The sequence below is a fragment of the Corynebacterium sp. 5QC2CO genome, from assembly GCF_024580435.1.
GTDB classification, from domain to species: Bacteria; Actinomycetota; Actinomycetes; order Mycobacteriales; family Mycobacteriaceae; genus Corynebacterium; species Corynebacterium jeikeium_D.
Genome location: NZ_JANIKI010000009.1, coordinates 1 through 21,887 on the forward strand (window position 1 = coordinate 1; position 21,887 = coordinate 21,887).

20 protein-coding genes are annotated in these 21,887 nt (G+C 59.9%); all 20 read right to left on the reverse strand.

Features of this window, described 5'->3' with window-relative positions; genetic code table 11:
- Positions 1-741 precede the first annotated feature (741 nt).
- The 20 genes from tyrS to rpmI all read right to left on the reverse strand — a co-directional run bounded on the left by tyrS (position 742) and on the right by rpmI (position 21,844).
- A complete protein-coding gene (gene tyrS / locus NQ014_RS08050; RefSeq protein ID WP_257074684.1) occupies positions 742-2,010 on the reverse strand; it encodes a tyrosine--tRNA ligase in 1,269 nt (422 codons plus the stop codon).
- A 48-nt stretch (positions 2,011-2,058) separates the two neighbouring features.
- A complete protein-coding gene (locus NQ014_RS08055) occupies positions 2,059-2,709 on the reverse strand; it encodes a DNA-3-methyladenine glycosylase (RefSeq protein ID WP_257074685.1) in 651 nt (216 codons plus the stop codon).
- The gene (locus NQ014_RS08060) at positions 2,710-2,883 is read right to left on the reverse strand and encodes a Trm112 family protein (protein WP_257074686.1); all 174 of its coding nucleotides are present in this window, start codon (positions 2,881-2,883) and stop codon (positions 2,710-2,712) included.
- Complete coding sequence (locus NQ014_RS08065; RefSeq protein ID WP_257074688.1) at positions 2,873-3,520, reverse strand: hypothetical protein; 648 nt, start codon at positions 3,518-3,520, stop codon at positions 2,873-2,875. Before NQ014_RS08065 ends, NQ014_RS08060 begins: the two co-directional genes overlap by 11 nt.
- Positions 3,507-5,138, reverse strand: a complete 1,632-nt coding sequence (locus NQ014_RS08070) for a VWA domain-containing protein (RefSeq protein ID WP_257074689.1) — start codon at positions 5,136-5,138, stop codon at positions 3,507-3,509. The genes NQ014_RS08065 and NQ014_RS08070 overlap by 14 nt, the downstream gene beginning before the upstream one ends.
- Positions 5,139-5,144: 6 nt before the next feature.
- Entirely contained in the window at positions 5,145-6,296 is a 1,152-nt protein-coding gene (locus NQ014_RS08075; protein ID WP_049189986.1) for a hypothetical protein, read from the reverse strand.
- Between the two features lie 573 nt (positions 6,297-6,869).
- Positions 6,870-8,309, reverse strand: coding sequence for an argininosuccinate lyase (gene argH, locus NQ014_RS08080; RefSeq protein ID WP_257074690.1), 1,440 nt, complete (start codon positions 8,307-8,309; stop codon positions 6,870-6,872).
- A 45-nt stretch (positions 8,310-8,354) separates the two neighbouring features.
- Complete coding sequence (locus NQ014_RS08085; protein ID WP_257074691.1) at positions 8,355-9,554, reverse strand: argininosuccinate synthase; 1,200 nt, start codon at positions 9,552-9,554, stop codon at positions 8,355-8,357.
- Between the two features lie 49 nt (positions 9,555-9,603).
- Positions 9,604-10,086 carry an arginine repressor gene (locus tag NQ014_RS08090; protein WP_005511719.1) on the reverse strand — a complete coding sequence of 161 codons (483 nt, stop codon included), beginning with the start codon at positions 10,084-10,086 and terminating at the stop codon, positions 9,604-9,606.
- Positions 10,087-10,090: 4 nt separating this feature from the next.
- Positions 10,091-11,032: an ornithine carbamoyltransferase gene (gene argF, locus NQ014_RS08095; RefSeq protein WP_257074692.1), complete on the reverse strand. Its 942-nt coding sequence runs from the start codon at positions 11,030-11,032 to the stop codon at positions 10,091-10,093.
- 6 nt (positions 11,033-11,038) lie between these two features.
- Entirely contained in the window at positions 11,039-12,244 is a 1,206-nt protein-coding gene (locus tag NQ014_RS08100) for an acetylornithine transaminase (protein ID WP_257074693.1), read from the reverse strand.
- 56 nt (positions 12,245-12,300) lie between these two features.
- On the reverse strand, positions 12,301-13,194 hold the full coding sequence (argB, locus tag NQ014_RS08105; protein WP_049193940.1) for an acetylglutamate kinase: 894 nt from the start codon (positions 13,192-13,194) through the stop codon (positions 12,301-12,303).
- 21 nt (positions 13,195-13,215) lie between these two features.
- Entirely contained in the window at positions 13,216-14,424 is a 1,209-nt protein-coding gene (gene argJ / locus NQ014_RS08110) for a bifunctional glutamate N-acetyltransferase/amino-acid acetyltransferase ArgJ (RefSeq protein ID WP_257074694.1), read from the reverse strand.
- Positions 14,421-15,461 (reverse strand): N-acetyl-gamma-glutamyl-phosphate reductase, encoded by a 1,041-nt coding sequence (argC, locus tag NQ014_RS08115; RefSeq protein ID WP_257074695.1) that lies wholly within the window; start codon positions 15,459-15,461, stop codon positions 14,421-14,423. The genes argJ and argC overlap by 4 nt, the downstream gene beginning before the upstream one ends.
- A 177-nt stretch (positions 15,462-15,638) precedes the next feature.
- Positions 15,639-16,475, reverse strand: coding sequence for a trypsin-like serine protease (locus tag NQ014_RS08120; protein ID WP_257074696.1), 837 nt, complete (start codon positions 16,473-16,475; stop codon positions 15,639-15,641).
- A gap of 27 nt (positions 16,476-16,502) precedes the next feature.
- Positions 16,503-18,995 carry a phenylalanine--tRNA ligase subunit beta gene (pheT, locus tag NQ014_RS08125; RefSeq protein ID WP_257074697.1) on the reverse strand — a complete coding sequence of 831 codons (2,493 nt, stop codon included), beginning with the start codon at positions 18,993-18,995 and terminating at the stop codon, positions 16,503-16,505.
- Positions 18,996-19,027: 32 nt separating this feature from the next.
- Positions 19,028-20,077 (reverse strand): phenylalanine--tRNA ligase subunit alpha, encoded by a 1,050-nt coding sequence (gene pheS, locus NQ014_RS08130; protein ID WP_257074698.1) that lies wholly within the window; start codon positions 20,075-20,077, stop codon positions 19,028-19,030.
- Positions 20,078-20,175: 98 nt separating this feature from the next.
- Entirely contained in the window at positions 20,176-21,006 is an 831-nt protein-coding gene (locus tag NQ014_RS08135) for an RNA methyltransferase (RefSeq protein ID WP_257074699.1), read from the reverse strand.
- Positions 21,007-21,188: 182 nt separating this feature from the next.
- Positions 21,189-21,572, reverse strand: coding sequence for a 50S ribosomal protein L20 (gene rplT, locus NQ014_RS08140; protein WP_005511721.1), 384 nt, complete (start codon positions 21,570-21,572; stop codon positions 21,189-21,191).
- A 77-nt stretch (positions 21,573-21,649) separates the two neighbouring features.
- Positions 21,650-21,844: a 50S ribosomal protein L35 gene (rpmI, locus tag NQ014_RS08145; protein WP_005511726.1), complete on the reverse strand. Its 195-nt coding sequence runs from the start codon at positions 21,842-21,844 to the stop codon at positions 21,650-21,652.
- Positions 21,845-21,887 lie beyond the last annotated feature (43 nt).

The following is a 21,887-nucleotide window of genomic DNA, read 5'->3' on the forward strand; positions in this document are numbered from 1 at the left end:
CCCACAAATGAAAAAACCACGCGAAAAGCACCCAAACAAAGGCGCCGCCACGCAATCCATCACCCGCAAGCACACAAGGACCCAAAACAAACAAAGGCCCCCGGCACCCACCAGCAACACACACGCGCAAACGACAACCAAACAAGCACTTTCCCAAAAAAGTATTAGTTAGTACATCGGCACACTATTGAGTTCTCACACAACACACACCCACGAAAACAACCACCCCAACCAGGGCAACCACCACGTGAGCAGCGAGAGAAAACATTAACAAATAATTAACCAGAAAGTCAAACCAACGACTCCCAGCGGCTAACCGCACGAAAACATTTCCCCCACATCAACCAACCAAACACATAAACTGCCTGGCCGCGCTGACCTCCAGATACATTACACACACACCGCCCAAAGACACAAAACCCCAGGTAGATGGATATGAACTAGCGTTTTTCCTGTGGAGTAGAACGATTCATCAGGATCGACACTCCCAACACCGTGACGAAAGCCGGGAGCTTTCACTCATCGCTACCACCTTTGCGCCGGTTTCTACGCTTCCCTGACAGACAACCGCTCCCTTTAAAACAACTAAGGCTCCAAGCTGACCAGGAGCAGATGATTCTGAAATCATCAATCCCCTAGCCTGCCCGGAGCCCTAGCCCAGCTACCTAAAAGGAATCAAGCTGTATAAACACCAATTAATCGAGAGATCAGCAGCGCGCCTACACAAAGACCAACCAGCACCTACACGAACTTCACACCAGCGAAGTTCTTCTTACCGCGGCGCAGCACGATCCACTTGCCGTGCAGCAGGTCCTCGGCAGCCGGCTCCCACGCTTCGTCCTCGATGCGCTGGTTATTGGCGTATGCGCCACCTTCCTTTATAGTGCGGCGTGCCTCGCCCTTCGACTTGGCAAGACCCGCAGCAACCAGAAGGTCAACCACAGTACGCGGCTCACCCTCGGCGATCTCCGCAACCTCAGTCTCAGAGACGGCACCTGCCAGGGTGGCCTCGTCCAGCTCGGTCAGCTCAGCACGCCCAAACAGGGCCTGCGCTGCCAGCTCAACTGCCTTGGTGGCCTCTTCGCCGTGAACCAGGTTGGTCATCTCCTGCGCCAGACGACGCTGCGCCTCACGCTTGAACGGACGCTCCGCAACAGCAACCTCGTACTCCGCGATTTCCTCCTGAGACAGGAAGGTGAACCAACGCAGGTAGTCAATAACAACCGAGTCACCAGCGTTGAGGAAGTACTGGTACCAGGAGTACGGCGAGGTCTTTTCAGCGTCCAGCCACAGCTTGCCGCCACCGGTAGACTTACCGAACTTCTGACCCTGCGCATCGGTCACCAGCGGCACGGTCAGGCCGTGCACCTTGGCGCCGTCGATACGCCTGTTCAGATCAACACCAGAGACGATGTTGCCCCACTGATCACCGCCGCCAATCTGCAGCACGCAATCGTAGTTGCGGCGCAGCTGCACGTAGTCGTTGGACTGCAGCAGCATGTAGGAAAACTCGGTGTAGGAGATACCGTCAGACTCGAGGCGACGCTTCACAGTGTCGCGATCGAGCATGGTGTTGAGGGAGAAGTTCTTGCCGACATCGCGAAGGAAGTCAATGACGGACATGTTCATAGTCCAGTCCGCATTATTGACCATCGTCGCCGGGGCCTCGCCCTCAAAGTCAATGAAACGACGCAGCTGGCCCTTGATGGCCTCCAGGTTGTGCTCGATGGCGTCCTGGCTGAGCATCGAACGTTCACCTACATCACGCGGATCACCAATGAAGCCCGTGGCGCCACCCGCAAGCGCAATTGGGTGGTGACCGGCAAGCTGGAAACGACGCAACATGATCATCGGAACCAGGTGGCCCGCGTGCAGCGAATCGCCCGTTGGGTCAAAACCGCAATACAGAGTAATGGGGTTTTCGCACGCCTCGCGCAGCGCGTCAATATCGGTGGACTGATTAATCAGGCCACGCCACTGTAGTTCGTCGATAATGTTCTGTTCAGTCACGTCCCCTATCGTAACGTTTCGCTTGCCGACGTTCACCGCGAGGGTGACCTAGAACTCCTCAACGGCCTTTTTGTGGCGCCGATAGACTGAGACGGAATCGTCCGGAAGCCACAGCCGCCACGGCCGATTCGCCGCTCGCCGAACGCCCACACGCGGGCCTGCATGGATGTCTCTAACCGAATCGGTGTTCGCTGGCTGCGCCACAAACACGCGTGACGACGAATCCAGCGCATCTGCCCCATAGTCGCTTAGGTCAAGGCCAAGCGCCTGACCAACATTGCCCGGTCCACGTCCGAGACCCGCAACCGCGGGCTTTTCACCACGGCGACGACGCACCGCATCCATGCCCTGCTCAATGCGAACGGAACGGACTAACACTCCCCCGCCCGTGCCGTCCGTAGCGCTGGTGATGTTGGCACAAAAGTGGATGCCATAGGAGCGGTAGATATACCAATGCCCCGCCGGGCCAAACATGGCGCGATTGCGTTCGGTTGGCCCCATAAAGCAGTGCGCGGCCGGGTCGGGATAGCGCTGGTCAGCTGGACCGCCGTAGGCCTCGACCTCCGTGATGGTGGCGATGACATCCTCAGCGGGGATGACAATTACGCACCCGAGCAGCATCTGCGCAGCCTCAATGGGCGCTCCCGATAGCGCAGAGCGGTCGAGGGCGCTGTAGCCGTCGGGAAGCGGGAAAGGCAATTACTTGTCCCAGGCGATAGCTTCGTCGGAAAGCAGGACCGGAATGCCTTCGTCGATGCGGTAGGCAATCTTCAGGCGGGGATTGACCAGCACCTGCTCATCATCGAGGTATTCAAGTGGCCCCTTGTCACGCGGGCAAGCGAGGATATCAAGGAGTTTCGGATCAAGGCTCATAGTCCACTACCTTACCGAACTGAATTGCCAGGGTGTCACGCTGACCTTCCAAAGCAATCAGGTTGTCCTGACCGATAGCATCCTGGATTTTCTGAACCGCGGAATGCAGCAGGTCGATGGACTCCCGAGCCGGATCCTCGGCCTTGTGACGCAGACGTTCCGGGACCGCGAGGTAGGAGTTGACTGTCTGCGGCAAGTACTCCTGGATAATGCCGCCGATGACTACCTTCTGCTCGGGATAATCTTTGAGGTACTTCCACTCGCTCAAGACCGATTCCAGCGTCGCACCCAGGTCATTTGCGGCGTTGCCAAGATCGTCGCCAGGCTGCGCATCGAAAAGCCGGCCCAATGTCCGGTGGAGATTCCTACGCAGCTCAGATGGATTGAGCGGGTGACGCTGTGGGACCTCAGGCTTCGGCGCCGAGCTAACGGACTTCTGAGCCCCTTTGCTCTGCCTCGGCAACAAAGCAACCGACGCGCCCCACGCGGCAATCGCAACAACCGGCCACAGGAAACCAAGCCCCACGGTCAGGTGCAGCAGCACGACGGCGATGGCAAGGATGAGCCCGACAATGTTGGCGGGACTGTTGAGAAAGCCACCGCCAGAGGAAGTGCCGGAGGATTTACTGGTAGCCACGAATCTCCTTGAACACATCAGCAAGCTCGGTCTCACGGGATTCAAAAACCTTACCACCAGTGAGGTTTGCAAGCTCCTGCATTTCTCCCGGATCTGCCTCGCCATAGCGGATGACGAATACCGGCGGCAGATTCCCGCCCTTGGACTGGTAGAAATCGCGGAATTCCGCAAAGCTCTTGCCCGACGTGACCTGACCATCGGTCAACACCACGATGGATGGAATCGAGTTCTTATCCGAGCTGCCGAGGAGGTCGAAGGCTTGAATCAGTGCGTCGTAAAGCGCGGTCTCGCCCTCTGCGTACAGGCCATCGACGGCGGCAGTGAGCTGCGCGCGCGATTCCGGACCGTCGATTGTCGTGGTCGTGGGCGCGCCGACGCTCGTGCTGAACGGCAGAATCGTCGCGATCTCGCGGTTTCGCAACCCCACGCTTCCCGTTTCGGTGCGTGCGCTGCCGTCGACGATTGCGCGCATCGTCGCCTGTAGATCAGCGATGCGCTCACCGAACATTGAACCGGAGGTGTCGAGAACAAAGACCGACTCGCCGGGCACGCGCAGGTCATTGTCGTACGCCTCAATGAGACGATCCGTGACGGCGCGATCACCCGGGAACGGCAGCTCGATAATGACGCTGTTGGTCATGCTTTCCGGCAGGTTGGCGTCAGCGGAGACCGGGCGCAGGAAGTGGTCGGCGAGAACCTGCGAGTTCGCTTCCAGCCACTGCCCGAGTGCCTCCGTCTGCCGCGCGGCGAGGTCATTAGCGGGCTGTGCTAGCGGCGTCAATGGGTAGTCCGCACTGATGACACCGTCGCTCGGAACAACAACTTCCAGGTCAGCACCCTCTTTGTTCATCTGCTGCAACACAGCTTCATAGTTGATGAGCGCGTCGACGGAGTCCGGCTCATCCAGGAATTTGTCACGCAGCCACCCCGACGAGCCCGAGGTCATCTTCTGCCCCTCGAAGAACTTCTGCAGTTCAGGCGTGGTGCGGTTGATATCCCCGGTGGTCAGCGCCGATCCGGTGTCGGCGAACGCGGTCGCAACCGACACCACACCGGAAAAGCCCGAGTTCGATTCCGCGGGGTTAGTCATGCCGTAGGTCAATTTGCCTGACGACGCAGCCTCCGCGATCTCAGCCCACGTCGGCTGCTTGGTATCCCAACCGAGCTCCCGCGCCTTCGCCGAATGGATACCAAACGCTACGGGTGAGGTGGCAACTTTCTTGGCTTCGCCCAGTTTGTCAGCCCCGCCGAGCAGATCAACGTACCGGTTGGTAGCAAACCAAGTGGCGTCAAAGTCGTTGTCGAAATCACCTGCGACAAGCGCGTGGCTGTTCTTCACGGTGCCGTCGAGAAGCTCAAGGTTAATAGTAAAACCGAGGTCGTCGGAGGCCTTTTGCATCAGTGGCTGGAGCTCTGCAAGCTCCGTGGCCCCGGCGATGCGCATAGTCGAGCCCTTGAGGTCAGAATCGACGTTGATCTTATTCGTCTTGTCATCGTCGGAGCCCAGCGGCAGGTTCAGGCCACCGTCGGAGCAGGCCGCGACAGCGAAGATGCCGAGCACACCGACGAGGGCAAGAAGCATTTTGCGGAGGGCAGATGGTGCCTTATCCGTGTTCATTCGGCTTTACCCCTCTTCCGTTTCCGGCCTCGGCGGGCTCTGGTATCCACGGGAAACACCCTCAATAAGCTGCTCGAGGATGTCGAAACTCGGCGGATCAATGGAGTCCACAAAATCGGTGGAGACCTCCTGGCCCGTCTTCAACTGCGTCTGGAATTCCTCCATCGCCTCAGGCTGGCTGGAGCGGTAACCGTGCTTGGCCGCCAACTTCTGTAGCTCAGGGTCTTCGGCGAGAAGCCGTGCGACCGCAGCGCCGTTGTCGTTAAAGCCCAGCGCCACGTGAGTACTCAGAATCGTCGGAGATGGATACGCCAGGCGCATTTCCGGCTTCAACCGGCTGTTCGGGGCACTGTTCTCCCCCAGGAACTGCGACTCGTAAACCATCACCATTGGCTTCGAACCGACACCCTGCGAGAGGTAGTCCGAAAATGGCCCAGCCGATGAGGACTCCGTGTACCCCTGGCCAGTGAACAGCGGGGTGAGCTCCGGCAAGACCGCATTGACCTGCCCATTGTCAGACACAATCCGGCCTTCATTGGTAATCCAAGACATGAGCGACAAGTACATTGCGGCCGAGTTCGACGAACGAATGTCCGTCGTGGACATCTGCACCGTGCGTGGCGACGGATAATCGTTCTCCGCGAAGTCACGCCAGCGGACATTGTCGTGCTGCATCGTGGCCAGGGCTGCCATATCTACCTGCCACGTATTGCCCTGTTGGCGAGCAACATTTTCCCGCTCCAGCGCCTGCAAGATGTTGTCGAAAGTAGCAATCGCCATCGGTGTGTAGAAGACGTCGTACCGCTCAGCCCCGCTCATTTTCTCGGCAATTTTCTCCGCTGCCGGTGCCGACGACGGAAACGCCAAGTCGAAGGAATCCAAATCCACATCCGTGGCCATCCGACGCGAACCCGCCGTCTTTACTTCCACTACATAGCCGTGAGAGGCAAGAGCCTTCTGGACCTCTTTGTCTTCGAAGAAGGGCTTCTTCTCAGAGCCAACAATCGCCTTGACGACGGTCTTTTCACCACCGAAGAAATCACGGTTTCCTCCGGAGCTGCCACCAGAAAAACCTGGAATACTACCGCCGCGACCGACATAAACTGCAACAGCCGCGATGACAATCAAAATGACTGCAAGAATTGCCCCCGGGCCCATGCACCCTTTCTTGCTACCACTCTGATTTTTATTTTTATCTCGTGAGCTGCGATTTCCACCGCTCGACCGCGTACTTTCCGCCATGAAATTATGGTAAGAGAGCCGGCCAAACCTGGCAACAGATATTGAAATAATCAGTAATCTGCGTCATTTCGGGGGCACCCTGGTATTACGGATTTACTGGCGGCGGCGGGTCGAGCCGAGTTACTGACTACGTTTATGGCTGGCGGCGGGTCGATCCGAGTTACTGACTGCGTTTATGACAAAAATGGCTCGAAAAATGGCATGAAAGTGTCATAAACTCGCACAGTTTCACATTTGCAGCCCATGCCCGTATTCACATGCGAAGCCCGTCGCCACACGTGCAGCCCGTAATTTTTCGGGTTGCCAGTTATCGGGTTGCTGGTTACCGGATCATCAGTTATCGGGTTGCTGGTTTTGCTACTCCCCCCCCCGGCTGTAAAAAATCGGCGTGCGATCGATTGACCGCACACCGATTAATTAGGTGCGTTAGCTGAGGCGGCTACTTTAACCGCTCCAGCCGCGTTAGCTGAGCTAGACGCTCAAGCAGCTTTAACCGCGAACCGGCTTTTCAGCCCACTGCTTCAGCTCAGTGTTCTTCTCGTCGACACGAGCGAGCTGCTCTCCAACACGGACACCCGCAGTACCGCCACGGGTGTCGCGGGAAGCAACAGCGCCATCGATAGTCAGCACTTCACGGACCTTCGGAGTCAGTGCCGGGTGGACACCGGCGAGGTCCTCGTCGGAAAGCTCGTCCAGACCAATACCGCCCTTGGACTCCGCGATGCGGACGCACTGGCCGGATGCCTCGTGGGCGTCGCGGAACGGTACGCCCTCGCGGACCAGCCACTCAGCCAAGTCCGTGGCCAGGGTGTAGCCTGCCGGGGCGAGCTCGCGCAGACGGTCCTCGTGGAAGGTCAGCGTTGCCACCAGACCGGTCAAAGCCGGAAGCAGCAGGGTTAGCTGCTCAACCGAGTCCACCAGAGGCTCCTTGTCCTCCTGGAGGTCGCGATTGTAGGCCAGCGGCTGCGCTTTCAGCGTGGCCATGAGCCCTGCAAGATTACCAATCAGGCGACCGGTCTTACCGCGGGTCAGCTCTGCCACGTCCGGGTTCTTCTTCTGCGGCATGATGGAGGATCCAGTCGACCAGGCATCAGCCAGAGTGACGTAGCCGTACTCCGGGGTGGCCCAGTAGATGATTTCCTCTGCCAGGCGAGACATGTCCACCGCAATCTGGGCGAAGACGAAAGCCGCCTCAGAAGCGAAATCACGCGAAGAAGTACCGTCGATGGAGTTGTCCGTGGCAGAGTCGAAGCCGAGTTCCTCCGCGATGGCCTCCGGATCCAGGTGCAGCGAGGACCCTGCGAGCGCACCGGAACCGTACGGGGACACAGCCAGTCGACGGTCGAGATCGCGGATGCGATCCAGGTCGCGCAGCAGCGGATGCGCGTGAGCCAGCAACTGGTGTGCCAGCAATACCGGCTGCGCTGCCTGGGAGTGGGTCTTGCCCGGCATGATGGCATCCGGATGTGCCTTGGACTGAGCCACCAGGGCGTCAACCAGGTCAGAGACATCCAGTGCAACGCCGCGCACGGCATCGCGCAGCCACATGCGGAACAGGGTTGCCACCTGGTCATTGCGGGAACGACCAGCGCGCAGGCGACCGCCGACCTCCGGGCCGACGCGATCAATCAGACCGCGCTCCATAGCACCGTGAACGTCCTCATCCGTCGGCTCCGGACCAAATTCGCCGGAGGCAACGTCGCGACCGAGCTGATCAAGGCCTTCGATCATGGTGTCGAAGTCGGCATCACTGAGCAGCCCACGGGCATGCAGCACTCGGGCGTGGGCCTTGGACGCGAGAACGTCGTAAGGCGCGAGCACCCAGTCAAAATGGGTGGACTTGCTCAATGCGGCCATCGCCTCGGATGGGCCACCGGCAAAGCGGCCGCCCCACAGAGAGCCTTCGTTGGTACCGTGCTTTTCGACCATCGTCTTTTCCAATAGGCCTTTCGCTCTAGTCGCTCTGGAGAATCTTTACAGGTTGAAGTCGCGCTTTGCGGCCATCTTCGAGGACAAGCCGTGCAGCTCGACAAAACCGCGAGCCAGGGTCTGGTCGAAGGAGTCGCCCTCGTCGTAGGTAGCCAGGTTGAAGTCGTACAGCGAAGTGTTCGAGCGGCGACCGTTGACGTTGCAGTGACCTGCGTGCATGACCATGCGGATGTCACCGGAAACGCCCTTCTGGGACTCCTCGATGAAGGCATCCAGCGCGCGCTTCAGCGGCGAGAACCACAGGCCGTCGTAGACCAGGTTGGCCCACTCGCCTTCGACCTGGCGCTTGTAACGAGCCAGCTCACGCTCAACGGTGACGTCCTCGAGCGCTGCGTGTGCGGTCATGATGGCAATTGCGCCCGGAGCCTCGTAAATCTCGCGGGACTTAATGCCGACCAGGCGGTCTTCAACCATGTCCAGACGACCGATGCCCTGAGCACCAGCGCGGCGGTTCATCTCTTCGATGGCCTCAAGCACGGAAACCTTCTTGCCGTCGATGGCAGTCGGCTTACCGTCCTCGAAGGAGATGATGACCTCGTCCGGGGAGCTGAAGTTCAGCGTCGGATCCTCGGTGTACGCGTAGACATCCTTGGTCGGTGCGTTCCACAGGTCCTCCAGGTAGCCGGTCTCAATGGCACGACCGAAGAGGTTCTGGTCAATGGAGAACGGGGAGGACTTGGACTGCTCAATTGGCAGACCCTTCTCCTCAGCGAAGGCAATAGCCTTGTCGCGGGTCCAAGCGAAGTCACGAGCCGGGGCAATAATCTTCAGATCCGGGGCGGTGTTGGCGAAACCAACCTCGAAACGGACCTGGTCATTGCCCTTACCGGTGCAGCCGTGTGCGACGTGAGTGCCACCGAACTGCTCTGCAGCCTTCGCCATGTGCTTAACAATCAGCGGGCGAGACAGTGCAGAAACCAGCGGGTACTGCTTCATGTAGAGACCATTGGCCTTAATGGTCGGCAGGCAGTAGTCCTCGGCGAACTCGTCCTTAGCGTCGACAACGACAGCTTCGACAGCGCCGGCGTCCAGAGCGCGCTGACGCACGGACTCCATGTCCTCGCCGCCCTGTCCGACATCGATGGAAACTGCGACGACCTCGCCGTCGGTCATTTCCTTGAGGTACGGAATAGCAACGGTGGTGTCGAGGCCACCAGAGTAAGCAAGAATAACCCGGTTGGTCATAGGGTAAGCGCTCCTTTAATCGGTGCTTTAAAGCATTTCGTGGAATAGTTTACTGGTTCGTTCCGGCGGCTAGACGCTGGGCTAGGTCAGCGCCGGAAAGTGGTTCTCTAGCCAGGCACATTACGGTGTCATCTCCCGCAATTGTGCCAACGATTTCTTTGAGTCCCGCACGGTCAATCACACTGGCTAGATACTGTGCGGCTCCCGGTGGTGTACGCACAACCGCGATGGTGCCCGAATGATCAATAGAGACCAGCAGCTCGTCTAAAACGCGCCGCATCCTGGCCACTGCCCCGCTGGAGACAGCGAGTGCATCTTCGACGATGGAATAACGCGAACCGTTGGCTCCATCGCGAATCTTTCGGGCGCCCAGCTCATCGAGGTCTCTGGACAACGTCGCCTGCGCAATCTCAATGCCTTCGTCGGCAAGCAGCTCGACGAGCTGAACCTGACTGGACACGTGATGCTGCGCCAGCAGGTCAGCGATGCGCGTCTGGCGAGCTGTGCGAGAACCTGGTTGTGCTGCGGTCATGACCTTACTGCCTCTCCACCAGCCAGGTCAGCAATGCCTTCTGAGCGTGCATGCGGTTTTCCGCCTCGTCGAAGACTACCGACTGCGGGCCATCGATGACTTCGGCAGTAACTTCGTTGCCGCGGTATGCCGGCAGGCAGTGCAGGAAGATGGCATCCTCATTTGCCTTCGCCATCAGCTCAGGGTTGACCTGGTACGGCAGGAACGGAGTACGACGATCCAGGCCGTCGTTCTCCTGCCCCATGCTGACCCAGGTATCGGTGATGACAACGTCGGCACCGGCAATGGCCTCATCAACGTCCGCGGTCACGGACACGGCCGCACCGGTCTGCTCCGCGACCTTCTTGGCGCGGTCGACGTAGACCTGCTCCGGCTGGAAGTCCTCCGGTGCACAGATGGTGACGTCCATGCCTGCGGTGGCGAAGCCCACGAGGTAGGAGTTGGCCATGTTGTTGGCACCATCGCCGAAGTACACAGCCTTCTTGCCACGCAGTCCCGCCTGGCCTTCCTCCGGGCACTTGTGCTCGATGATGGTCTGCAGGTCAGCGAGAATCTGGCACGGGTGGAACTCGTCGGAAAGCGCGTTGACAATCGGCACCGTCGCGGTCTCAGACATGGCCTCCAGCCCTGACTGCGCGTAGGTGCGCCAGACAATTGCCGAGACAAAGCGGCTGAGCACAGCAGCGGTGTCCTGGTAGGTTTCGCCCTTGCCCATCTGCGAGTTTCCGGTTTCGACCACAATCGCGTTGCCGCCCAGAGCCGCAATGCCAGCGTCGAAGGAGAAACGGGTACGAGTCGACGTCTTGTCGAACAGCACCGCAACCGACTGTGGCCCCTCAAATGGCCGGCGGGAGTACGGCGCTGCCTTCAGCTCTGCAGCCAACTGCAGCACCTCAGCCTGCTCCTGTGGAGTCAGGTCATCATCGGCGAGAAAATGACGGAGCATCAGTTCCTAATTCCTTCCATTGTTGGCGACAGCCTCCGCGGCGTCGTTCAGGCAGGCATCAATCAACTCGACAGCTCGGTTGATTTCCTCATCGCTGAGGTTCAGCGGCGGCACGATCCGCAGCACATTCGCCTGCGGCGCGTTCAAAATGACACCGCGTTCATAACCAGCATTGACCGCTTCCTTGGCCAGGTTGTCAGTCAGCACCAGCCCAAGCATGAAGCCGCGGCCGCGCACGTGATCGACATGGCTTAACGACGCGAGCTTGCGAGCCAGAACCTTGCCCTTCTCGGTGACTCGATCGAGCAGCTTTTCTTCTTCCAGCGTCTCGATAACGGCCAAACCCGCGGCGGCACAGACCGGGTTGCCACCGAAGGTGGTGCCGTGCGCACCTGGGGTGAACAGTTCTGCTGCGCGGCCGTTAGCGATGACAGCGCCGAGCGGCAGGCCTCCGCCGAGGCCCTTGGCCAGGGTCATAACGTCCGGCACGATGCCATCGTGCTGGTGCGCAAACCACTGGCCGGTACGGCCAATGCCGGTCTGTACTTCGTCGACAATCATGAGGACGTCGAAGCGCTTGGTCAGTTCGCGGACGGCAGCGAGGTATCCCTCTGGCGGTGCGACCACGCCGGTCTCACCCTGAATTGGTTCCAGAATCACTGCAGCGACACCCAACGGATCGGATTCGATGGTCTTGGTGAGGAAGTCAATGTCACCGTAGGGCACGAACTCGACTCCACCCGGCATCGGCTCGAACGGGGTGCGCTTATCCGGCTGACCGGTCATGGCAAGTGCGCCCATGGTGCGGCCGTGGAACCCGTGGTGGGTAGCGATAATGCGATTGCGCCCCGTCAACCGCGCCAGCTTGAACGCGGCCTCGTTGGCCTCGGTGCCGGAGTTGCAGAACATAACTCGGGTGTCATCAGTGTCCCAGCCGGTGAGCTCAATGAGCTTCTCGCCCAGTGCCAGCGGAGGCTCAGAGGCGAAGATGTTGGACACGTGCCCCATCGTGGAAATCTGCTTGGACACAGCTTCCACGATGGCCGGATGTGCGTGACCCAACGCGTTGACTGCAATACCGGCGAGCAGGTCCAGGTATTCCTTGCCCTCGGAATCCGTGACAATAGCGCCCTTACCCTGCACAAGCTCAATGCGCGGCGTGCCGTAATTGTTCATCATCGTGTGTTGCCACTGCTGCTTGAAGTCGCTCATGTCGTCTTTCGACCTGCCTAACGTGTGTAGCTAAATTCTTGTCAGTCTTTTCTGCCTTATCCGGGCTCTACCATTGTGCCGATACCGCCGGAAGTCATCAGCTCCAGCAGCACCGAGTGTGGCTGGCGACCGTCGATAACGTGGGCCGCAGGCACTCCCCGATCCACTGCGTTCAGGCAGGACTCCATCTTCGGAATCATTCCGGAATCCAGCGTCGGGAGGATTTCTCGCAGATGCGAAGTGGAAATCTTCGACACCAGCGAATCGCGATTCGGCCAATCCGTGTAGAGACCCTCGACATTAGTCAGAATCACCAAACGGTTCGCGTTAATTGCCGATGCCAGTGCACCTGCTGCCGTGTCGGCGTTGATGTTGTAGACCTCTTTGCCATCAGCGGACGGCGCAATCGTAGAGACCACCGGAATACGTCCGGCATCAATCAGGTCCAATAGCGTTTCCGAGTGCACCTCGGTGATATTGCCAACCAGCCCGATATCTGTCTCCTTGCCACCGACATTTACCGTGCGTCGAGTACCGGTGAACAGGCCACCGTCCTCACCAGAGGTACCCACTGCATAGGGGCCGTAGGCGTTGATGAGATTCACCAGTTCGCGCCCGACCTGCCCGAAGAGGACCATGCGGACAATTTCCATGACCTCCGGAGTCGTGACACGGAAACCGCCTCGGAACTCTCCCTCCAGCCCCAGGCGCTTGAGCATCGACGAAATCTGAGGGCCGCCACCGTGGACAACCACCGGCTTCACACCCACGGTGCGCAGGAAAACCATGTCCTGCGCGAAGGCTTTCTTCAGTTTCAGGTCGGTCATCGCGTTACCGCCGTACTTGACCACCACAATCTTGTCGCGGTGGTGCTGCAGCCACGGCAGTGCTTCCGCCAGCACATGTGCCCGCTGTTCGAAGGACAGCCCTTCGGTCAACTGGTGAACCATTGCAGAGTCTCCTCAAAACCTTTACGACGAATATGCCGAGTTGATGTGAACGTAGTCGTGGGAAAGGTCAGTCGTACGAATCGTGGCCTCTTCCGGATTACCAGTACCGAGGTCAACCTCAACGGCGATGTCCTTGCCGGACAGATCCACTTCACGAGCATCAGGGGTGCCACCGGTATCGCGGCAGACTACGTGACCGTTGAAGGAAACCGTGATGTGCTCCGGATCCATATCCACCGGCGCTGTGCCGACAGCCGCTAGCACACGACCCCAGTTCGGGTCCGAACCGAACATCGCACATTTGAAGAGGTTGTCGCGGCCGATAATTCGAGCAGCTACCAGTGCATCTTCAGCGCCACCGGTGCCACGCACGGTCACCGACACACGCTTGGTCACACCTTCGGCATCCGACTGCATCTGGCGTGCGATGGAATCACACACGCTGAGCACCGCCTGGTCGAGCTCCTCCTGCGAGGGCTTCACACCAGAGGCGCCGTTGGCCAGAATGATGACGGTGTCATTGGTGGAGGTGGAGCCATCAATATCTAGGCGGTTAAACGTAACCTCGCTAGCCTTGGCAATAGCCTCGTGCGCCATTTCGGCGCTTACCGACGCATCCGTCGTAATCACACCGAGCATCGTGGCCATCGACGGGCTAATCATGCCAACACCCTTGCCCATAGCACCGACAGTAAATCCGTCACCATGCGCAACGGCCTGCTTTGCCACCAAGTCAGTGGTCAAGATGGCCTCTGCTGCAGCCGTACCTGCGGCGGCATCGGTGCCCAGTTTCTCAATCAGCTTCGGCACACCCGCCAGCACAATGTCCATCGGCAACCGGTCACCAATCAAGCCCGTGGAACAGGCGCCAATCTCGGTAACGTCGACGCCGAGCCCATCTGCGACCTTTTGGCAGACTTCGAGGGCGTCGGCAATACCCGGCTGACCATTGCAGGCGTTGGCATTGCCGGAGTTCAGCACCACTGCCGACAGCTCACCGTCAGCGATGTGCTTCTTGGATACCGTGACCGGCGCAGCCTGGACACGGTTGGTGGTAAAGACAGCCGCAGCGGTCTTCTCCGGGCCCTGGTTTACGATAAGCGCCATATCCGGGTTACCGCTGACCTTGATGCCTGCAATGACACCACTGGCCGCGAACCCCTGAGGTGCGCATACGCCGCCTTCGTCACCAGCGACGTTGACGAGACCTTCTTTTTCTTCCTTCATCATGGGGCAACTCCTACCAGTGGAAGTCCTGCAGTTTCATTCTGTCCAGTAACCAAATTCATGCACTGAACTGCGGCACCACCGGTGCCCTTGGTCAGATTGTCAATCGCCGACGTCAGCACCAGGCGCTTGGCGCGCTCATCCACCTCAACCTGAATCTGAACCACGTTAGAGCCAATTACCGACTGCGTCTGCGGCTGCAGCCCTTCGGCCAACACCTGCACGAATGGCTCATTCTTGTAGAACTCGAGGTAGGCCTCCCGTGCGGCTGCCTCCGTAACCCCGTCGACAAGCGGGGCGGTAATAGTGGTGAGAATGCCGCGCGACGTCGGAGCGAGTACCGGCGTGAAGCTGACGGTGAGGTCCTCTGCGTACGGCTTGAGGTTCTGCAGGAACTCCGCGGTGTGGCGGTGCTTGCCCGCCGTGTTGTAAGCGCGGAGATTGCCCATGACCTCTGACCCGAGCAGAGCCACAGCTGCCTTCTTGCCCGCGCCGGAGGTACCGGTGATGGAAACAACGGACAGATCCGGCTTGACCAGGTTCTTTGCAACTGCCGGCAGCGCCGTAATGGTACCGCCAGTGGGGAAACAACCCGGCACAGCAATGCGCTTCGAAGCAGCCACTACTTCCCTGTTGCCCGGCAATTCTGGAATACCGTAAGTCCAGGTACCGGCGTGGTCCGAGCCGTAGTAGTGCTCCCACTCAGCGGCGTCCTGCAGGCGGAAATCCGCGCCGCAGTCAATAATCACCGTGTCATCCCCCAACTGCTCTGCAATCGCAGCCGAATGACCGTGGGGCAGACCGAGGAACACCACGTCATGTCCAGCGAGCGTGTCACCATTTGTCGGCTCAATACGGCGGTCAGCCAAAGGTGCCACATGAGGCATAATGTCGCCCACACGAGCACCTGCGTTGGATGCTCCCGTCAGTGCGCCGATGGTCAGTTCGCCGGAAAGATACGCCGGGTGCGACAACAGGAGGCGGAGGATCTCTCCTCCTGCGTAACCGGTCGCACCGGCAATGGCAACGGAAATACTCATGCCAAACATTCAACACTTTTATTCACTGTGTTGCAAGATATTCATAGAATTCGTTGCCAAAGTGCTGGAATTCAACCGATGTGACGTGAGTTAATTATGGATATGACGCCGTCATAGGGTAAAAATTCGTTCACCGAGCACGCCGGATTACTCGATGCCGACTTACTCAACGCCGGACTATTCAACTACGACGCTTGGCTCCTGGCGCATCACGCCATCTGCCCACTGCGCCACCGATGACGTCGTGGTGTAGAGGTAGTAACCCGACTCCTCCGGTGCAACGCTGCCGTCAAAAGCCACCGCACCCGAGAACACCGCCGCTAGCTGGCCGTCGATAAAGAGCGGTCCGCCCGAATCGCCCACCTGCAACGCCGCGGGTCGCTCCATGTGCGCCAGCACGGAGTCTTCTCGCACGCACTGTTGATACTTCACCGGGCACATCGAAGCGGTGACGGTCGCCGTCGGCAGCGCGCCATCCGCAACTTCGCCGAGCAACGAGCGCCCGTAGACAGTGCCTGCCGTTTCTTGTTCTGAAAACGCTTGACGACGTTCCATTGCGGGATACCCCGGAAGAGCTGCGTCGCCCGCAAGGTGAACAAGCGCTACGTCACCGGTGGGCGCAATTTCCCAGCTATCGATAGGAACACGGTGGGAATCCTGACCGAAACCGACCTCTACTTCCCCAGCCTGCTGCGGGACATCACGCACGCAGTGGGCGGCGGTCATTACCCACTGTGGGGCGATTGCAGTTCCCGTGCAAAAGTTTCCGGTATGGGGACTGGTCTGGACCATGATTGACACCACGGAGTCCGCCGCCGCACTAGGCGCAGCAGCCTCCCCGCCAACCAGCGCAGCCGCACTCGGCGCGCCGGTGAGCAACAGACCTGCCGTGACAGCAGCTGCAGCCACAGTCACCGCAGGCTTCGCGCTGCTCACCGCGCGCGCTCCAACGCGCTGCTCTCGTGCCTCTGCGCTATTCAGCCTGTTGCCGCGGTGCCGCAAGATGCCAATCATGGGTATCTCTCCCTGTGGTCTCCCCTTTTAGCCGCGCAGCTGAGCGCCGTGACGGGTAGTGGCCAGCTCAATGGCCGCCTCGCGAGCCGCGGAAGCTTCCTCTTCCTTCAGCGTACGGTCCGGTGCGCGGAAACGCAGGGAGTACGCCAGTGAGCGAACGCCTTCGCCCATCTGCTCGGAACGGTAAACATCGAAGATACGAATGGATTCGAGGAGCTCACCGGCACCTTCCACCAGAGTCTTCTCCACCTCTGCGGCGGAGACCTCATCGCTGACAACAAGCGCGACGTCCTGGTGGACAGCCGGGAACGGGCTGAGTACCGGCGCCGGCAGGTGCTCCGTCACTGGCAGTGCATCGAGATTAATCTCCATCGCGCAGGTGCGCTCCGGCAGACCAACGTCCTTGCACACCTTCGGGTGCAGCTCACCGGCGTGGCCGACGACGTGACCGTCGACAAGCAGCTCAGCGCAGCGGCCCGGGTGCCACGGCAGCACCTCAGCGTTACGGATCTCCAGCTCGACGTTGGCAGCGCGGGCAACAATGCGCGCGGCTTCGATGGCGTCGGCGACGGTGTACGCGGCCTCGTCACCCCACGGGCTATCCAGGCGGATACGCCCGCAGGCGACAGTGGCGACGTGCAGCGGCTGCTCCGGCAGCGAGTCCAGCAGCTCGGCGCGCTCGACCTCGCTCGGCAAGCCGGCAGTCGACGGCATCGGCGAGACACCGTTGCCGCGCTCGATGGATACCTGCTCCACACCGTAGAGCGACAGGTCGACCTGGCCGCGAGCAACATTGCGCTTCAGCGACTCCAGCATGGACGGCAGCAGCGTCGTGCCCAGCTGAGCGTGGTCGGACTCCAACGGGTTGATGACCTTGACGGTGTTACGACGCGGGTCATCGGCGTCCAGGCCCCAGACGTCGAAGACATCGTTGGCAATGAATGGTGTCGGCAGAATCTCCAGGTAGCCATTGTGGGCCAGCGCGTGACCGACGAAGCGGCGGCGCAGCTGACGCTCAGTCAGACCGCGACCGGCCGGGGCGATTGGGAGGATAACCGGAATGTCTTCCAGGCCCTCCAGACGCAGGATTTCCTCAACCAGGTCAGCGGACATGGTCAGGTCCGAGCGCCAGGTTGGCGGAGTGACAGCCAGGCGGTCACCGTTGTCAACGACCTCACAACCGACCTCACGCAGGCGACCAATGACGGTCTCACGCGGGTAATCAACGCCCGCAACTTCGCTGGCGCGGTTGACGGCAAAGTCAATAGTCGGCATGGTGGCAACCTCACCGAGCAGGGTGCGACCAGTGTCGATAGTGCCGCCGGCGATGTCAGCGAGCAGCTGGCAGGCCAAATCCAGAGCCGGCTCGACCAGAGCGGTGTCCACGCCGCGCTCGAAACGTCGGGAAGCCTCGGAGCTCAGCTTGTGGCGGCGACCACTGCGGAAGACGTGCAGCGGCGACCAGTTGGCGGCCTCGAAGACAACATCGGTGGTGTCGTCAGCGATCTCGGAGGTAAGACCACCCATGATGCCGGCCAACGACTGAATACCGTTGTCGTCGCAGATGACAACGTCCGCCGGGTCGAGCTTGCGATCCACGTGGTCGAGAGTGGTCAGAGTCTCGCCGGCCTTAGCGTTGCGGATATGCAGGCCACCAGCGATCTTGGAACCATCGAAAGCGTGCATCGGCTGGCCGAGCAGCAGCATCACGTAGTTGGTGACGTCCGTAGCCACGTTGACCGGACGCTGACCAGCCAGCAGCAGGCGGCGGCGCATCCACCACGGGGTCTCGGCGTTCGGGTCGATGCCGGTGACACGGCGCAGACCAAAGCGGCGGGTGTCGGTGTCCTCGTCGATGGTGACGTTCAGGACCTCACCTTCGACCGGCAGCTCCTTGACCTTGGCCGGATCGGCGAAGTCGAGGTTGAAGGCGGAGCAGATCTCGCGGCCCAGACCGCGGGCCGACAGCGCGTAACCGCGGTCCGGAGTGATGTTGACCTCGAACTTCTCGTCATCGAGACCGATGAACTCCTTGGCGCACGAACCCAGCTCAGCTGGGGCCGACGGCAGCGTGAGAATGCCGGCGGAGGAATCGGTCATTCCCAGCTCAGCTTCGGAGCAGAGCATGCCGTTGGAAACCTTGCCGTACGTCTTCCGCGCGGAAATCTCGAAACCACCTGGCAGCACGCAGCCCGGCAGCGCGACGACGACAATGGAGCCCTCTTCGAAGTTGCGGGCACCACAGATAATCTCCTGCAGCTCGCCGGTGCCATTGGCATCACCGACATTGACCTGACAGAAGCGAATTGGCTTCTTGAAGCCCTCGAGCTCCTCAATGTGGTCGACGCGGCCGAAAACCAGCGGCCCCTCGACCTTCTCCAGCGGCTCGTGCCCCTCGGTTTCAAAACCAACGCGAACAAAGCCCTCATCCAGCTCGTCCGGGGTGACGGACCAGTCCGGGTTGATGGTGTTCTCTGGGCCGCGAACGATTTCAGTGACCCACGACTGTGGAATGAACATGTAAGTAAAACTCCTATCTGTAGGTCAGTGAATTAGCCGCGGATACCGAACGGCTGCGTGAAGCGGACGTCGCCTTCGACCATGTCGCGCATGTCGGTCAGGCCATTGCGGAACTGCAGGGTGCGCTCCAGACCCATGCCGAACGCGAAGCCCGAGTAGACCTCCGGGTCAATGCCGGAAGCACGCAGCACGTTCGGGTTGACCATGCCGCAGCCGCCCCACTCGATCCAGCCAGCGCCGCCCTTCTTGTTCGGGAACCAGACATCAACCTCAGCCGACGGCTCGGTGAACGGGAAGTAGTTGGTGCGCATACGGGTCTTGGTCTCCGGACCGAACAGCGCCTTTGCCATGTGATCCAGCGTGCCGCGCAGGTGCCCCATGGTCAGGCCCTTGTCCACGGCCAGTCCCTCGACCTGGTGGAAGACTGGCGTGTGGGTGGCGTCGAGCTCATCAGTACGGAAGGTACGGCCCGGGCAGATAACGTAAATCGGCAGGTCACGCGACTGCAGAGTACGAACCTGAACCGGCGAGGTGTGCGTACGCAGCACCTGCTTGGAACCTTCCGGCGCAATGTGGAAAGTGTCCTGCAGAGTACGAGCCGGGTGATCCGGCAGGAAGTTCAGCGCGTCAAAGTTGAAGTACTCGGCTTCCACCTCCGGCCCCTCGGCAACTTCCCAGCCCATGCCCACGAAGATGTCACCGATCTGCTCGGACAGGATGGTAATTGGGTGCATACCGCCACGCTGGCTCCGCGTGGTGTCCACCGACACGTCGATACGCTCCGCGACCAAGCGACGCGCGTTTTCCTCTTCCTCCAGCACCGCAAGGCGCTCAGCATAGTGCTTCTCGACGGCTCCGCGAACAACATTTACGCGACGACCAGCATCCTTGCGCTCAGTCTTCGGAATGGAGCCCAGCGCGCGGCGAGCCTGCGGAATGTAGCCTTCATCCCCCAAGTGCTCACGGCGGGCGGCAGAAAGCTCATCCAGGTTGCCGGCAGCATCAAAGGCATCCGTGGCCTTCTGCGCAGCCGCCTGGAGGGCGTCCTCGGAAAGATCGATAGGATTTGGCGAATCGCTCACGTGTCAACCACTTCTATATAGGACTATCAGTTCTTGTGATGGAACAATCATAGTCGAGGATAACTGCACACGTGCATGCACCTCACCATCGAGGTTTCCTACTTACCCCGAACCGTCTCCCACAGGCACATGGCCGCTGCGGTGGCGAGGTTCAACGACTCTGCCTCGCCCTTAATCGGGATGGACACACTTGCCCCCGCCGAGGACGTAATCTCCTCGGACAGGCCATGTGCTTCGTTGCCGAAAAGCCAGGCAACGGGACCGTCGGGAAGCGCATCAACGCCGAGCGTGAGAGCGCCATCCATCGCCGTAGCGAGGGTGGTAAAGCCCGCTTCCCTGACTTTCTCCATAACGACGTCAATATCGCGCTCGCGTGCGACAGGAGTATGGAAAACAGAACCTGCCGAAGAACGCACGGCCTTCGAGTTCAACGGGTCAACCGAATCGCCAGCAAGAATAACCGCGCCAGCTCCAAGGGCATCGGTCATGCGCACAATCGTGCCGACATTGCCCGGGTCATTGCACTCCACCGGAATCACCAAACAGCCGGACTGCTTTCCAACCTCAATGGCCTCTTCCAACGAAGTGGATACCGGATTGGTGTCGCAGACAGCGAAGAGTCCGGTAGTGGTGACAGTTTCACTTAAAGAGCGAGCCGCGGAGTCGTCGATAAGCGAAACAGACTTGCGCTGCGTCCCAGATTCGAGATACCCCGTGAGCAGCTCACGGAACTGCTCGGCGGCGGCAGCGGTGACAAAGATTTCCACGACAGCCTCTGCGCGGATAGCCGCATCGACGGAATTGAAGCCCTCGATGAGGAAGCGCCCGGCCTTCTTCCGCTTGGCCGCACGGTGGAGCTGAATAGCCGCCGAGACTCGCGGAGTGCGAGGAGTAAACGGCTCGTCGTTGAAGTACAGCGCAGAGTTCATAGTGATTAATCCTAGTGATGCGACTCGGGATTCATAACCGCCAGCAGGCCAGTGCGGATACGAAAAACCACCGTCGAGGTTATTCGTTAACCCAATCAACGGTGGTTTTCAAAGATGTTGGCAGGCGCACTGCCAGTCGCAGGCGCTTGCCGACGCTACGTACGAGCTACCTCGTAGCTGCTTTACTTAGCAGCAGGAGCGTTGACGTCCTCCGGCAGAGCGTCCTTAGCGACCTTAACCAGAGCAGCGAATGCCTGCGGGTCGTTGACAGCCAGCTCAGCCAGGTTCTTACGGTCAACCTCAACGCCAGCCAGGTTCAGGCCCTGGACGAAGCGGTTGTAGGTGATGTCGTTAGCGCGGGCAGCAGCGTTGATGCGCTGAATCCACAGACGACGGAACTGACCCTTACGGTGGCGGCGATCGCGGAACTCGTAGGTCTTGGAGTGGAGCATCTGCTCCTTGGCCTTGCGGTACAGGCGGGAGCGCTGACCACGGTAGCCCTTTGCGGAATCGAGAACTTCGCGACGCTTCTTCTTAGCGTTAACAGACCGCTTCACACGTGCCACGGTGATACTTCCTTTTCGTTGTCTTTAAGAACTAGTGAAATTAAGAGGGCGATTGCCCTGGGACGAGGCTTGAAAAATTAAGCCTTGCCCAGCAGACGCTTGACGCGCTTGACGTCCGACTTAGCAACGTCCGTGGTGCCCTTCAGGCGACGGGTACGAGTGGACGGCTTGCCCTCCAGGAGGTGGCGGCGGTTAGCCTGCTCGCGGCGCAGCTTGCCGGAACCGGTAACCTTGATGCGCTTTGCGGTGCCCTTGTGGGTCTTCTGCTTCATGTTAAAACTCTCCCCTACCGATCTTTGACGCTCGTGGCGCAAA

Excerpts from the sequence above, each read along its gene's own strand:
- NQ014_RS08060 (WP_257074686.1), bottom strand. The coding sequence starts at position 2,883 with ATGAGCCTTGATCCGAAACTCCTTGATATCCTCGCTTGCCCGCGTGAC.
- NQ014_RS08070 (WP_257074689.1), bottom strand. The coding sequence starts at position 5,138 with ATGAACACGGATAAGGCACCATCTGCCCTCCGCAAAATGCTTCTTGCC.
- argF (WP_257074692.1), bottom strand. The coding sequence starts at position 11,032 with ATGCTCCGTCATTTTCTCGCCGATGATGACCTGACTCCACAGGAGCAG.
- pheT (WP_257074697.1), bottom strand. The coding sequence starts at position 18,995 with ATGTTCATTCCACAGTCGTGGGTCACTGAAATCGTTCGCGGCCCAGAG.
- argC (WP_257074695.1), bottom strand. The coding sequence starts at position 15,461 with ATGAGTATTTCCGTTGCCATTGCCGGTGCGACCGGTTACGCAGGAGGA.
- rpmI (WP_005511726.1), bottom strand. The coding sequence starts at position 21,844 with ATGAAGCAGAAGACCCACAAGGGCACCGCAAAGCGCATCAAGGTTACC.
- NQ014_RS08075 (WP_049189986.1), bottom strand. The coding sequence starts at position 6,296 with ATGGGCCCGGGGGCAATTCTTGCAGTCATTTTGATTGTCATCGCGGCT.
- argB (WP_049193940.1), bottom strand. The coding sequence starts at position 13,194 with ATGGTTCACCAGTTGACCGAAGGGCTGTCCTTCGAACAGCGGGCACAT.
- argH (WP_257074690.1), bottom strand. The coding sequence starts at position 8,309 with ATGGTCGAAAAGCACGGTACCAACGAAGGCTCTCTGTGGGGCGGCCGC.
- NQ014_RS08090 (WP_005511719.1), bottom strand. The coding sequence starts at position 10,086 with ATGACCGCAGCACAACCAGGTTCTCGCACAGCTCGCCAGACGCGCATC.
- NQ014_RS08100 (WP_257074693.1), bottom strand. The coding sequence starts at position 12,244 with ATGAGCGACTTCAAGCAGCAGTGGCAACACACGATGATGAACAATTAC.
- argJ (WP_257074694.1), bottom strand. The coding sequence starts at position 14,424 with ATGATGAAGGAAGAAAAAGAAGGTCTCGTCAACGTCGCTGGTGACGAA.
- NQ014_RS08135 (WP_257074699.1), bottom strand. The coding sequence starts at position 21,006 with ATGAACTCTGCGCTGTACTTCAACGACGAGCCGTTTACTCCTCGCACT.
- NQ014_RS08085 (WP_257074691.1), bottom strand. The coding sequence starts at position 9,554 with ATGACCAACCGGGTTATTCTTGCTTACTCTGGTGGCCTCGACACCACC.
- NQ014_RS08120 (WP_257074696.1), bottom strand. The coding sequence starts at position 16,475 with ATGATTGGCATCTTGCGGCACCGCGGCAACAGGCTGAATAGCGCAGAG.